This window comes from Williamsia sp. CHRR-6 (genome assembly GCF_018474015.1).
Classification (GTDB): Bacteria; Actinomycetota; Actinomycetes; order Mycobacteriales; family Mycobacteriaceae; genus Williamsia_A.
Window position 1 is genome coordinate 40,064 of the sequence record NZ_JAHCSG010000005.1, and the last position, 12,278, is coordinate 52,341.

General features: G+C 66.3%; 14 protein-coding genes. 7 read left to right on the plus strand and 7 right to left on the minus strand.

Translation table 11 applies throughout. The annotated features are described in order from the left end of the window. Positions 1-23 precede the first annotated feature (23 nt). Positions 24-314, minus strand: coding sequence for a YciI family protein (locus KIK15_RS14025; RefSeq protein WP_214245350.1), 291 nt, complete (start codon positions 312-314; stop codon positions 24-26). Positions 315-345: 31 nt separating this feature from the next. Then, positions 346-915 carry an amino-acid N-acetyltransferase gene (locus KIK15_RS14030; protein WP_214245351.1) on the minus strand — a complete coding sequence of 190 codons (570 nt, stop codon included), beginning with the start codon at positions 913-915 and terminating at the stop codon, positions 346-348. A gap of 323 nt (positions 916-1,238) precedes the next feature. On the opposite strand from KIK15_RS14030, the gene pgsA reads away from it, so the two are divergent. The 7 genes from pgsA (at position 1,239) to KIK15_RS18925 (ending at position 6,829) form a co-directional block, all read left to right on the plus strand. Beyond that, the gene (gene pgsA, locus KIK15_RS14035) at positions 1,239-1,781 is read left to right on the plus strand and encodes a CDP-diacylglycerol--glycerol-3-phosphate 3-phosphatidyltransferase (protein ID WP_250324683.1); all 543 of its coding nucleotides are present in this window, start codon (positions 1,239-1,241) and stop codon (positions 1,779-1,781) included. A 102-nt stretch (positions 1,782-1,883) separates the two neighbouring features. Continuing rightward, positions 1,884-2,219 (plus strand): helix-turn-helix domain-containing protein, encoded by a 336-nt coding sequence (locus KIK15_RS14040; RefSeq protein WP_214245353.1) that lies wholly within the window; start codon positions 1,884-1,886, stop codon positions 2,217-2,219. A 238-nt stretch (positions 2,220-2,457) separates the two neighbouring features. Beyond that, a complete protein-coding gene (locus KIK15_RS14045) occupies positions 2,458-3,255 on the plus strand; it encodes a PspA/IM30 family protein (RefSeq protein WP_214245354.1) in 798 nt (265 codons plus the stop codon). Positions 3,256-3,338: 83 nt separating this feature from the next. Next, entirely contained in the window at positions 3,339-4,517 is a 1,179-nt protein-coding gene (locus KIK15_RS14050) for a glycosyltransferase (protein ID WP_214245355.1), read from the plus strand. A gap of 63 nt (positions 4,518-4,580) precedes the next feature. Further along, positions 4,581-4,775 carry a DUF3046 domain-containing protein gene (locus tag KIK15_RS14055; RefSeq protein WP_214245356.1) on the plus strand — a complete coding sequence of 65 codons (195 nt, stop codon included), beginning with the start codon at positions 4,581-4,583 and terminating at the stop codon, positions 4,773-4,775. Positions 4,776-5,076: 301 nt separating this feature from the next. Further along, on the plus strand, positions 5,077-6,126 hold the full coding sequence (recA, locus tag KIK15_RS14060; RefSeq protein ID WP_214245634.1) for a recombinase RecA: 1,050 nt from the start codon (positions 5,077-5,079) through the stop codon (positions 6,124-6,126). A gap of 10 nt (positions 6,127-6,136) precedes the next feature. Continuing rightward, a complete protein-coding gene (locus tag KIK15_RS18925; RefSeq protein ID WP_214245357.1) occupies positions 6,137-6,829 on the plus strand; it encodes a regulatory protein RecX in 693 nt (230 codons plus the stop codon). A 9-nt stretch (positions 6,830-6,838) separates the two neighbouring features. On the opposite strand, the gene KIK15_RS14070 is transcribed toward KIK15_RS18925, so the two are convergent. The 5 genes from KIK15_RS14070 to KIK15_RS14090 all read right to left on the minus strand — a co-directional run bounded on the left by KIK15_RS14070 (position 6,839) and on the right by KIK15_RS14090 (position 12,237). Then, positions 6,839-7,696, minus strand: coding sequence for an amino acid ABC transporter permease (locus KIK15_RS14070; protein WP_214245358.1), 858 nt, complete (start codon positions 7,694-7,696; stop codon positions 6,839-6,841). Then, positions 7,693-8,373, minus strand: a complete 681-nt coding sequence (locus KIK15_RS14075) for an amino acid ABC transporter permease (protein ID WP_214245359.1) — start codon at positions 8,371-8,373, stop codon at positions 7,693-7,695. The genes KIK15_RS14070 and KIK15_RS14075 overlap by 4 nt, the downstream gene beginning before the upstream one ends. 95 nt (positions 8,374-8,468) lie before the next feature. After that, complete coding sequence (locus KIK15_RS14080) at positions 8,469-9,302, minus strand: glutamate ABC transporter substrate-binding protein (protein WP_214245360.1); 834 nt, start codon at positions 9,300-9,302, stop codon at positions 8,469-8,471. Between the two features lie 76 nt (positions 9,303-9,378). Continuing rightward, positions 9,379-10,107: an amino acid ABC transporter ATP-binding protein gene (locus tag KIK15_RS14085; RefSeq protein WP_214245635.1), complete on the minus strand. Its 729-nt coding sequence runs from the start codon at positions 10,105-10,107 to the stop codon at positions 9,379-9,381. A gap of 135 nt (positions 10,108-10,242) precedes the next feature. Continuing rightward, positions 10,243-12,237 (minus strand): beta-N-acetylglucosaminidase domain-containing protein, encoded by a 1,995-nt coding sequence (locus KIK15_RS14090; RefSeq protein ID WP_214245361.1) that lies wholly within the window; start codon positions 12,235-12,237, stop codon positions 10,243-10,245. Positions 12,238-12,278: the final 41 nt, after the last annotated feature.

The window sequence follows — 12,278 nt, forward strand, 5'->3', positions numbered from 1 at the left end:
GGACACCTGCACCGGCCGGGGCGTCAGCCTCGGCCGGTGAACGGCCCCATGATCGGTCTCCACTCGGTCACACGGGTGTCGGCGATGGCGCCGGCCGCAGCGAACGGATCGTTCGCCAACACCGTGGTGACGTCGTCGATGTCGGTGCCGGTGAACAGCAGCAGCGCTCCGGATCCGTCCGGATAGGGTCCGGACTCGAGCACGGTACCCGCGGCGACCAGGTCGGCCAGCCACGCCCGGTGCGCTGGTCGATGTTCGTCGCGGACCCCGGCGAGGTCCGGGTCGTAGTGGTACTCGACGGCGAACACGGGCATGTGATGTCTCCTGCCATGGTGTGGGTTCGGGTCATTCGGCCCGGTCGTGCAACACCGCCAACATCCGGGTGTTGCCCAGTGTGTTGGGTTTGACGTAGCTGAGGTCCAAGAACTCCGCGACACCGGCGTCATACGAGCGGCACATCTCTTCGTACACCTCGGCGGTGACCGGGGTTCCCTCGATCTCAGCGAACCCGTGACGGCCGAAGAACTCGGTCTCGAAGGTGAGCACGAACACCCTGGTCAGCTGCAGTTCTCGGGCAACGTCGAGCAACCGGGCCACGATCTGGTGTCCGACACCGCGGCCAGCATGGGCGGTGTCGACCGCGACGGTGCGCACCTCACCGAGATCGGCCCACAACACATGGAGCGCGCCGCATCCGATGACGGTGTCTGCCGACTCGGCCACCCAGAACTCCTGCACGGCCTCGTAGAGGGTGACAAGGTTCTTCTCCAACAGGATCCGGCCCGCGTACTGGTCGATCAGGCCCTTGATCTGTGGCACGTCCGAGGTCCGTGCACGGCGGATGATCACAGCCGATGTCGCCGCCTTTGGGTCGGCGTGCGCATCGGTGGGTTCGTGTGTCTCACCGCCGACCATGCACAGCAGACTATCGGTCTCGGCACCCTCCACCGGATCAGTGGGTGGGCGTCGGGGATCCGACCTCCGAGTGGCTGCATGGGGCGTGTCGGGCCGGAGCGATGTACCGCGGGTGCTGCAGCTCACCATTCGCGCGATATCCTCACCATCGTGGGATGTTCTGGGGATGCGCGACACGAACGTCCGGTTCGGTGACGGACCGGCTGTCCGACGCCGTGACCCCGTCCGGTGACCACCCGGCGGGGGCGTCTGCTCCGTCACGGCCCGCGTCCGTCCCACCCTCGTCAGCTCGTCCGGGCGTGGCGGCCACCACAGTGCCCCTGATGAACCTCGCCAACGTCTTGACGATGTTCCGGATCGCGCTGGTGCCCGTATTCCTCCTCGCCCTCTTCGCCGGCGATGGTCACCAGGTGCAGTGGCGGATCACCGCGTGGGTGGTGTTCGCGGTCGCCGCGATCACCGACCGCTATGACGGTCGCATCGCCCGCTCGCGTGGCCTGATCACCGACTTCGGCAAGATCGCCGATCCCATCGCCGACAAAGCGCTGATGGGCGCAGCGTTGATCGGACTGTCGGTGCTGGGTGACCTGCCGTGGTGGATCACCGTGGTGATCCTGTTCCGCGAGGTCGGTGTCACCGTGCTCCGGTTCTGGGTGATCCGGCACGGGGTGATCGCCGCCAGCCGCGGCGGCAAGCTCAAGACCCTGCTGCAGTCGATCGCCATCGGTCTGTATGTGCTGCCGCTGCCGCACTGGTTGGACTGGCTGTCGCTGTCGGTGATGGCAGCGGCCCTGGTGGCCACCATCGTCACGGGCGTGGACTACCTCTGGCAGGCGGTCCGTCTGCGTCGCAGCCCGCAGCCCTGACTCGCCGTCACCACTGATCTGCGTCGGGCGGGCGTCGGTCCATCGGCGGGAACCGATCAGATGCTCACAGCGTTGATCTGAGAGGACTAGAGGAGGACGGACATGGCTGCACTCTTGCGTGAGGCTCTCGGTGACCGGCTGCGTCAGGTCCGGATCGGCCAGGGACGCACCCTGCGTGAGGTCTCGGGAGTGGCGCGGGTCAGCCTGGGCTACCTCTCGGAGATCGAACGCGGACAGAAGGAAGCATCCAGCGAGCTGTTGGCCGCCATCTGCGGCGCACTGGAGGTCGACCTGGGTGTGGTGCTGTGTGACGTCGGATCGGCGATGCGTACCCCGGCACCCGGTCGCACCGTCATCGACGAGAACACCCGCGTGGTCATCCCGGCACCGGCCGACCCGCCCGCCGCGGCTCGGGTCGCAGTGCTCTCAGCCGCCTGAGACCGCTCGTCGCACGGTTGTGGTCATCTCGGGCTGTCCATGCACCATGCGTACGCCGGTCTCGGCGTGCGAACAGGGTCATGGTGTTCGAATTGCGCCCTGGGCACACCGAGGTGGCTGCGCGTACAGGCGACCGACAGCGGGTCGACGGGATAGATTGGTCAGATCGACGACGCGTAGGCTGACGCGGTCGCCGGACTGCCACCCATGACGACGGAATCGGGAGATCGAACACACCATGGCTAATCCATTCGTGAAGGCCTGGCGCTACATTATGGCCTGGGGAAACGCCACCATCGACGAGAAGGCCGATCCCAAGATCCAGATCCAGCAGGCCATCGAAGACGCTCAGCGTCAGCATCAGGCGCTGTCACAGCAGGCGGCTGCGGTCATCGGTAACCAGCGTCAGCTGGAGATGAAGCTCAATCGTCAGCTGGAGACGGTCGAGCAACTCGACGCGAACACCCGGCAGGCCATCACCCTGGCCGATCAGGCGGCCGCGGCCGGAGACACCGCGAAAGCGACCGAGTACACCAATGCCGCCGAGGCTTTCGCCGCCCAGCTGGTCACCGCCGAGCAGGGCATCGAAGACCTCAAGCAGCTCCACGACCAGTCGCTGCAGGCCGCTGCGCAGGCCAAGCAGGCCGTCGAACAGAACTCGATGATGCTGCAACAGAAGCTCGCCGAACGCACCAAGCTGCTCAGCCAGCTCGAGCAGGCCAAGATGCAAGAGCAGGTCAGCGCGTCGCTGAACCAGATGAACGAGCTGGCTGCGCCGGGTAACACCCCCAACCTGGAACAGGTCCGCGAGAAGATCGAGCGTCGTTACGCCACCGCACTCGGCTCGGCTGAGCTCTCCCGCAACAGTGTGGGCGGACGCATGATGGAGGTCCAACAGGCCACCACCCAGATGGCCGGGCATTCACGTCTCGAACAGATCCGCGCGGGCATGCAGAAGCAGGTCGGTGGCACCACTGCGGCTCCGCAGATCGACTCTGCTGCGGCGGATCTGAACAAGCGTCCCGAGCAGGCCTGAACGTTCCCGGGTCGGCCACCGAGCCGCGACGGCTGGCCGTCGTCGCCGGGTCGGATGCGGGCCATGCGATCCCTGCGCTCGCGATGGCGCGGATCTTCGCCGCGACCGGATGGTCGGTGGTGGTGTTCACCGGTCGCGACTGGATCGCCGTCTGGGAGCGCCGAATTGCCGGCGGCGAGGATGTCCTCGCCACCGATCGGTTGGTCACCGTGCGGGAGCTGCCTGGGCTCGACGCCACCGATGATGACGACGACGGTGATGCCGGGGCGAAGCTGAGTGCTCGCGCCGCGCGGATGTGCATCACGTTGCAACCCGAATTGGCTGCTGCAGCAGTCGATCTGGTCATCTGTGATGTCATCACGGTGTGTGGCGGGTGGGCGGCCGAACGGCTTGGGGTGCCCTGGATCGAGTTGTCCCCGCATCCGCTGTATCAGCCCTCGCGTGGTCTGCCGCCCATCGGTAGTGGCCTAGCCGCCGGGGTGAGCCGGCGCGGACGCCTGCGGGACCGGCTGATGCGGGCGGCCACCGCGCGGTCGCTGGCGCAGGGGGAGCGCCAACGGGCGGTGGCGCGATGCGGCATCGGTCTTCCCGCGGTGGGGTCGGGTCCGGCCGCGCGATTCCTCGCAACCCTGCCCGCGCTGGAGGTGCCGCGGCCGGACTGGCCGGCGACCGCCCACGTCATCGGCCCGCTGCTGTGGGAACCCACCACCGAACGGTTCGACGTGCCGTCGGGCCCCGGTCCGCTGGTCGTCATCGCGCCGTCGACCGCGGTGACCGGTGCCGAAGGCATGGTGGCCACCGCGATCACTGCTCTGGATCCGGATGTGACCGGACGGGCAGTCCGGGTGGTGGTGTCGGCACTGGACACCGCTGACGTCGTGGACCCGGAGGCGACACCGTCGTGGGTGACGGTCGGGTCGGGGCGCCAAGACATCCTGCTGCGTCACGCCGACCTGGTGATCTGCGGTGGCGGGCACGGCATGTTGGCCAAGACCCTGCGAGCCGGGGTGCCGGTGGTCACCGTGCCCGGTGGCGGCGATCAGTGGGAACTCGCCAACCGGGTGGCTCGGCAGGGCAGTGGCGTGGTGGTGCGGCCGGTGACGGTTCCCAACCTCCGCCAGGCCTGTCGGCGGGTACTCGACGACCCCTACTTCGCGCGAGCGGCACGAGCGGCTGCATCCACAGCGCACGATGTGGTCGATCCGGTGGCCTGCGCCGAGGCGGTGGTGTCGGCGGTGGTGACCGTGGGTCCCACGAGCTGACCTGGCCATCGACGATCGCGGCACCCGAACGCCATCGCGGGCGTGCGCGCTAGGCTGGAGACGATGCGACTGACCGAGTTCACCGAGTTGATGCACGCCGAGTTCGGCTCGCGCACTGCCGATTCCATGTTGCGTGACCACGTCATCGTCGATCTCGGCGGGCGCACGGCGGCCGCCGCGCTCGACGACGGGGTGGACCCCAAGGCGGTGTGGCAGGCGCTGTGCCGCGACTTCGACGTTCCGCGGGAACGGTGGTGAACGGATCCGCCCGGCGTGTCCCGGCGTGCCTCCTTGCGTCGAACAGGTGTTCGTCTATTGTGGGAATCGCTCGGCACCACCGCTGACCCCGGCGGCGACCTCGATCCACAGAAGGTGGCCATCCACAACCTGTTGCTCGGGTCGAGGCCCCATGTCAGAGGTCGTGTCTAGCGTCAGTCTCACCGGCGATCGCCCGACGATGTCCGGTCACGATCAGTACCGATCTCGCATCGGTGCGACCACCGCCGATCTCGATCGGTCCATGTACGCCGACCGATCGGCGACGACACTGGAGGAACCCATGGCTGCTGCACAACAGGACCGCGACAAGGCGCTCGACCTGGCGCTTGCGCAGATCGACAAGAACTTCGGCAAGGGCTCGGTCATGCGTCTGGGTGAGGAGGCCCGCGCTCCCATCGAGGTGATCCCGACCGGTTCGATCGCCCTCGACGTCGCTCTGGGTATCGGCGGCCTGCCGCGGGGCCGCGTGATCGAAATCTATGGTCCGGAGTCGTCCGGTAAGACCACCGTCGCCCTGCACGCGGTGGCCAACGCTCAGGCCAACGGTGGTATCGCTGCCTTCATCGACGCCGAGCACGCCCTCGATCCCGACTACGCCAAGAAGCTCGGCGTCGACACCGACGCCCTGCTGGTCTCCCAGCCCGACACCGGTGAGCAGGCGTTGGAGATCGCTGACATGCTGATCCGTTCTGGCGCGTTGGACATCTTGGTCGTCGACTCGGTGGCTGCGCTGGTGCCCCGCGCCGAGATCGAGGGCGAGATGGGTGACAGCCACGTCGGTCTGCAGGCGCGGCTGATGAGTCAGGCGCTGCGCAAGATCACCGGCGCCATGAGCAACTCCGGGACCACTGTCATCTTCATCAACCAGCTGCGCGAGAAGATCGGCGTCATGTTCGGCTCACCCGAGACCACCACCGGCGGTAAGGCGCTCAAGTTCTATGCCTCGGTCCGCCTGGACATCCGCCGCATCGAGACCCTCAAGGACGGCACCGACGCGGTGGGTAACCGCACTCGCGTGAAGGTGGTCAAGAACAAGGTCGCGCCGCCGTTCAAGCAGGCCGAGTTCGACATCCTCTACGGCCACGGCATCAGCAAGGAAGGCTCGCTGATCGATCTCGGCGTCAACGAGGGGTTCATCCGCAAGTCGGGGTCGTGGTTCACCTACGAGGGTGACCAGCTCGGCCAGGGCAAGGAGAACGCACGTAAGTTCCTGCTGGAGAACGTCGACGTCCGCGACGAGATCGAGAAGAAGATCAAGGAGAAGCTCGGCATCGGCGCCGTACTGACCACCGGTGAGGACGCCGTCGCGCCGGCCCCGGTCGACTTCTGATCGGATCGTCATGTCGGGCAACGACGCTGCAATCGCCGACGAACAGACCGTGGCCAGGTTGGCCGCAGCAACTCGGGAAATCTTGACCCGTCCAGACAAAGCAGCCGCTCCGCCGTCGTCGGTCGCCCCGACGGCGGCGGGGTCGGTTTCCGGCCATCCGGCACCAGAGTCGGGTGGGAGTCGTCGCGGGTCGGGTCGTGGTCGCGAGACTGCTGGACCTCACCCATTCGACAGCGCACTTCGCCTGTTGGGTGTGCGTGCCCGTAGCCGGGCCGAACTCCGTCAACGGCTGCTCGACAAGGACTTCACCCCTGAGGAGGTGGAGTCCACGCTGCTCCGTCTCGAAGAGCTCGATCTCGTCGACGATCGCGAATTCGCCGAGCAGTGGGTCACCTCGCGCCATCGTCATAGCGGGCGCGGTCGGCAGGCACTGCGACACGAGTTGCGCACCAAAGGAATCGATCCGTCGATCGCGGAGGAGGCGCTGCGCGGGATCGACGATGCCGAGGAACGACAGCGCGCCGCCGAACTGGTGTCGCGCAAGGTGGGCACCATCGCGGTGGAGAAACTGATCGATGCCGGTGAACGGGATCGTCATCTGCGCCGACTGGTGGCGATGCTGGTCCGCCGCGGGTTCACCCACTCTTTGGCGTTCGAGCTGGCCACCTCCGCCATCGCCGAACGTCGCGGCGACGCCGTGTGATCCGACGGATCAGACGACGGGAACCGCCGGTTCGACTGCTGGCCGGCTACCGGTGGACCGCGTTCCACGCAATTTGCGTTCCAGAAGGGTGGCCAGCAGGCTCAGCAGCGAGTTGAGCACGATCATGATCGCAGCGACCACGATCAGCGCCGGCAGGTAGTTGCCGTAGAACGACCCCACCTGCTGTCCCGAGCGGACAACCTCGATGTAGGTGATGACGTACCCCAACGCCGAGTCCTTCAGTGCCACCACCATTTGCGCGATGATGGACGGCATCATCACCGTCACCGCCTGAGGCAGCAGGATCATCCGCATCACCTGGTTCGGGCGCAAACCGAGAGCGACCGCCGCCTCGGACTGGCCTCGGGGCAGGGACATGACACCGGAACGCACGATCTCGGCGATGACCGAACCGTTGTAGAGCGTCAGGCCGGTGACCACAGCCGCCACCGCGAGGAAACCAGGCTGGAACACCTGATACTGCGAGTACAGCTGATAGGTGAAGATCATCAGGATCAACACGGGGATCGCTCGGAACAACTCCACGATGGCCCCGGCCACCAGTCGGATCGCGCGGCGTTGCGACATTCGCGCCACACCGAGTACCAGTCCCAGGATCAAGGCAAAGACGATCGAGAAGGCCGCCGCCACAACCGTTCCTCGAATGCCTGGCAGCAGATACGTTGTCCAGGTGGTGGACTCGATGAACGGTTTCCACTTCTCCGAGGTCAGCTGATCCTTGTCGGCCAGGGCGCCCAGCACCATGATCACCAGCGCCGCGACCACAAGGGCCACCAGCACTGACAGGATCAGGTTGCGGCGCCTGGCCCGTGGGCCTGGCGCGTCGTAGAGGACTGATGAGCTCATCGGGACACCTCCAGTCGCCTGCTCAGGTAGCCGAACAGCAGCCCGGTCGGCAGGGTCAACACCACGAACCCGAACGCGAAGATGGCGCCGATGACGAAGATCGCCGCCTCGTTCTCGATCATCGACTTCATCAGCAGCGACGCTTCCGCGACGCCGATCACCGAGGCGACGGTGGTGTTCTTGGTCAGCGCGATGGCGACGCTGCCCAGTGGCGCGATGGTGGACCGGAATGCCTGCGGCAGGACCACCAATCGCAGGTTCTGGCCAAAGGTCAACCCCAACGAGCGGCCGGCCTCGGCCTGGCCCACGTTCACCGTGTTGATCCCCGACCGGATCGATTCACAGACGAAAGCAGCTGTGTAGCAGGCCAGTCCGAGAACAGCCAGGCGAAAATTGTTGTCGACGATGAAGTTTCGTGAGTCCTTCGGCGCCAGGGCGACGCCGAGGGCCTGGTAGAGGCCGAACGAGGTGAACAAGATGATCAGGGTCAACGGGGTGTTGCGAAAGATGGTCACGTACGTCGTGGCCAACCAGCGCGCCACCGGGACCGGGGAGACCCGCATGCCGGCCAGGATGGTGCCCAGCACCAGGGCGCCGATCGCAGACAACACGGTCAACTTGATCGTCATCCAGAATGCGTCGACAAGCTGACTGTCGTACTTGGACAGGATGTCCACGCGTGCGGCTCCTCGATGGGGTCGGGGTGATGTGGGGTGTGCACCGAACCGGTGGTCGACGCGTGCCGTCGCAGGCTTCGACCACTGGGGGTGACTCAGTAGCGGTCGACCTTGGGTGCGTCGGGCAGCGCATAGCCCGACTTGCCGACGGTCTCTTCGAACTTGGCCTTCCAGGTGCCGTCGCTGATCATGGCCTCGATGGCGTCGTTGACCTTCGTGCGCAGCGCGGTGTCGCCCTTCTTCAGTCCGATGCCGTAGCGCTCGGTCGAGAAGGGCTTGCCGACGACCTTCAACTGTCCGGGGTACTGGGCGGCGTAGCCGGCCAGGATGATGTCATCGGTGGTGACCGCGTCGATGCTGCCGTTACGCAGCGCGTCCACGCACGCCGAGTAGGTGTCGAACTCTTGCAACTGCACGTCGCTGGCGTACTTCTCCTTCACCTTTTGGGCGGGAGTGGAGCCGGTGACCGAGCACAGCTTCTTTCCGCCCTTCAGCGATTCGGGCCCGGTGATGTCGGTGTTGCTCGACTTGACCAGCAGAGACTGCCCGGCGATGAAGTAGGGGCCGGCTAAATCGACCTTCTGCTTGCGGGCGTCGGTGATCGAGTAGGTCGCCACCACCAGGTCGACCTGTCCGTTCTGGATCAGTGTCTCGCGCTGAGCCGAGGGTGATTCCTTGAAGGTGATGCCACTGGCCGGCACACCGAGCTTGCCGGCCACATACTTGGCCACCTCCACGTCGAAGCCGCTATAGCTGCGGTCCGGGTTGCGCTGACCCAATCCGGGCTGATCGAACTTGATCCCGATGGTCAGCTTGCCTTTGCTGGCGTTGTCCGACGCGCTGGTCTTGTCACCTCCTCCGCACGCGGTGGCGGTGAGAGCGAGGGCGATCGCGACGACGGCAACGCGCGCCGAGCGGGTGAGTGTCATTCGAGGTACCTCCATGGTGGACGACTGTACGGTGCTGGGCTGCTCAGTCGAGGTCAGCCGAGCGGGGATGTCGAGTTCAGTGGCTGAGGATCTTGGCGAGGAAGTCCTTGGCTCGATCCGATCGTGGTGCGGTGAAGAAGGTCTCGGGATCGCTGTCTTCGACGATCTCTCCGTCGGCCATGAACAACACTCGGTCGCCCGCGCGTCGGGCAAACCCCATCTCGTGGGTCACGACCAGCATCGTCATGCCGTCGTTGGCCAACGACGTCATCACGTCGAGCACCTCGTTGACCATCTCCGGGTCGAGCGCCGACGTCGGTTCGTCGAACAACATCACCTTGGGATTCATCGCCAGTGCGCGCGCGATGGCCACGCGTTGCTGCTGTCCGCCGGAGAGCTGCGCGGGATACTTGTCGGCCTGGCTGGCGATGCCCACCCGTTCGAGCAGTTCTCGTGCCTTCTTCTCGGCTTCAGCCGCCTTGAGCTTTCGCACCTTGATCGGCGCCAGGGTGACGTTCTGCAGGATCGTCTTGTGCGCGAACAGGTTGAAGGACTGAAAGACCATGCCGACATCGGCACGCAGTGCGGCCAGGGCCTTGCCTTCGGCAGGGAGCTCGGCGCCGTCGACGGTGATGACCCCGTTGTCGATCGGTTCGAGACGGTTGATGGTGCGGCACAGGGTCGACTTCCCTGATCCTGACGGCCCGACCACGATCACCACCTGACCGGCGGGAACGGACAGGTTGATGTCGCGCAGCACATGCAGATACCCGAAATGTTTGTTCACTGCGGTCATGGTGATCATCGGCGCGCCGGTGGACGCGGTGGGTCGCCGTGGCGAAGGTGGGTGCGGCTGCTCAGCAGTCATGGACGGTAACCCTATGTGCAAATCGGTGCGCGCGTCACAATGCCCGCGAGATCACTACGGGTGCCGCACGTTTCAGCGTCCGGTGGCCGTGGTGACCGCCCGCGCGATGAACGTGTCCAACACCCCGTCACCCACCTTCACTGGTGCAGCACCCCACCGGTTGCGGGCCGGCTGCACCACGATTGCGGTGGCCTGGGTGGCCAGCGTCGTGGCGGTGGCGGCCGATGCGCTCGCTCGCGCCGCATCGCCGTCGGCCTTGGCGGCCAGGGCGTCGAGAGCGGCGAGCAATGCCCGACCCCAGACATCGGTGGCGTCCAACCACGGACGGGCATCGGTGACGAAGCCCGCTTGCACGGCGCCGCCACGAATCACCCTGGGCGCGTCGGCGATGGCGCGGGCGTAGCGGCGAAATGTCTCGAGAGCTTGGCGGTTTCGCCCGGCCGACCAGTCCGACCAGAACGTGTCGACCTGCGCGGCCAACACCGGGGCCTGCGGCTGCCACGGGGTGTCGCCGAAGGTGGGGGCCAGGTTCTCCAGATCGGCGAACACCTGCATGGCGGCCGTCGCGTTCTGGTCACCCCCCGCGAGATAGGTCAGCGCACGAGTCCATGTGGTGCGCGCGTTGTAACCGGCGTCGTTCCATCCGAACGAGGCCGCGCCGAACACCGCCACCTTGCTGGCGTAGGGCTGGTTCATGGGATTGGCGACGAGTCCGGCGATGGCGCCGGGCAATCCGATCTCCCGCTTGTCGTACGGGGCCAAGAGCAATCGACCCGAACTCTGTCCGTAGTCGTTGACCGGGTAGTTGTCCCAGACGAACACCGGCCGGCCGAACAGGGCCTTGATGCCGGTGGCCTGGGCGACGGTGATCGACGGGGGGACCACGTCGGTGCCAGTCCACATGATGACCACCGCCGGGTCCAGATCGGTTCGTAGACCCACCTTGTACGGGCTGTCGGTGAGGTCACCGTATTCGGTGGGCACGGTCTGCAGTGGCTGCGCGCCCGGGTGGGTGGCGATCCAGGTGCGAGCGATGTCGTTGAGCAGACTGACTTGCGCCTTGGCTGCGGCCGCCTGCCCTGGGGCGCCGTAGGCGGTCTCGTCGGCCGGGCAGTTCCACTTGGTGTAACTGATGTCGTCGAACGGTACGGAGAAGGCTCGGGCACCGAGGTCGTAGACGGCCTGGAGCTTGTTCTTCAGCGCGGTGCGATCGGCCTGATCGGAGAAGCAGATCGACTGTCCCGGTGACACTGCGAAGGTGAAGCGGACGTGGTTGTCGGCGGCGCGCCGGATCAGCGTCCCGAGTTCGGCGAGCTTGTCGGCGGGGTAGGCGTCGCGCCACCGATCGCGGTGGAACGGATCGTCCTTGGGTGCATAGATGTAGGTGTTGGCCTTGACCTGGCCGTAGAAGTCCATCTGGTCGAGCCGTTCGGCGGCTGTCCACGGCTGGCCGTAGAAGCCCTCGATGGTGCCCCGCAGTGCGGTGGCGGGGCGATCGGTGATGCGCACGCCGGGCACGCGCACCGCACCGGATCGGCCGGTGAGCAGCTGACGCAGCGTCTGCACGGCATAGAACTGGCCGCTGCCGTCGGTGCCGCCCAGGGCGATGGTCTTGTCGGAAGCGCGCAGTGCATACGCCTCGGCCCCCGATGGCGGTGTCAGCCCCGACAGTGCGGCCGCCACGTCTGAGCGCGTGGCCGGACCCAACACGATTCGTGGCAGGTCCGAACTCGAGGTGAACGCACTCGATCCCGAGGCGAGGCCGTCGACCACGCTGATCCCGCGTGCCGTCAGGATGGCTCGCAGCGCGGTCTCGGCGGGGCGGTCGGTGTCGGGGCCGGTCGCGATGACGACGCGCCCCGGAAGCACCACGCCGGTGCCCACCGGCTGCACCGAGACTGGCGTGGGGCTGATGGCGGTCACCGCCGAGGGGGACTGCGCACCGGTGGTCTCATCGGGTTCCGCCGTCGCCATCGGGGTGCCGACGATGAGGCTGATCACCGTGACGCCGGTGATCGCGGCTGTACCGACGGTGCCCAACAGGGAAAACTTGTGCTGAATCGTCATCGCATCTCCTGGCTGTACCGGTTATGACCAGTAGCTTCACC

Coding starts and splice junctions, on each gene's coding strand:
- KIK15_RS14025 (WP_214245350.1), bottom strand. CDS start 314: ATGCCCGTGTTCGCCGTCGAGTACCACTACGACCCGGACCTCGCCGGG.
- KIK15_RS14030 (WP_214245351.1), bottom strand. CDS start 915: ATGGTCGGCGGTGAGACACACGAACCCACCGATGCGCACGCCGACCCA.
- pgsA (WP_250324683.1), top strand. CDS start 1,239: ATGAACCTCGCCAACGTCTTGACGATGTTCCGGATCGCGCTGGTGCCC.
- KIK15_RS14040 (WP_214245353.1), top strand. CDS start 1,884: ATGGCTGCACTCTTGCGTGAGGCTCTCGGTGACCGGCTGCGTCAGGTC.
- KIK15_RS14045 (WP_214245354.1), top strand. CDS start 2,458: ATGGCTAATCCATTCGTGAAGGCCTGGCGCTACATTATGGCCTGGGGA.
- KIK15_RS14050 (WP_214245355.1), top strand. CDS start 3,339: ATGGCGCGGATCTTCGCCGCGACCGGATGGTCGGTGGTGGTGTTCACC.
- KIK15_RS14055 (WP_214245356.1), top strand. CDS start 4,581: ATGCGACTGACCGAGTTCACCGAGTTGATGCACGCCGAGTTCGGCTCG.
- recA (WP_214245634.1), top strand. CDS start 5,077: ATGGCTGCTGCACAACAGGACCGCGACAAGGCGCTCGACCTGGCGCTT.
- KIK15_RS18925 (WP_214245357.1), top strand. CDS start 6,137: ATGTCGGGCAACGACGCTGCAATCGCCGACGAACAGACCGTGGCCAGG.
- KIK15_RS14070 (WP_214245358.1), bottom strand. CDS start 7,696: ATGAGCTCATCAGTCCTCTACGACGCGCCAGGCCCACGGGCCAGGCGC.
- KIK15_RS14080 (WP_214245360.1), bottom strand. CDS start 9,302: ATGACACTCACCCGCTCGGCGCGCGTTGCCGTCGTCGCGATCGCCCTC.
- KIK15_RS14085 (WP_214245635.1), bottom strand. CDS start 10,107: ATGATCACCATGACCGCAGTGAACAAACATTTCGGGTATCTGCATGTG.
- KIK15_RS14090 (WP_214245361.1), bottom strand. CDS start 12,237: ATGACGATTCAGCACAAGTTTTCCCTGTTGGGCACCGTCGGTACAGCC.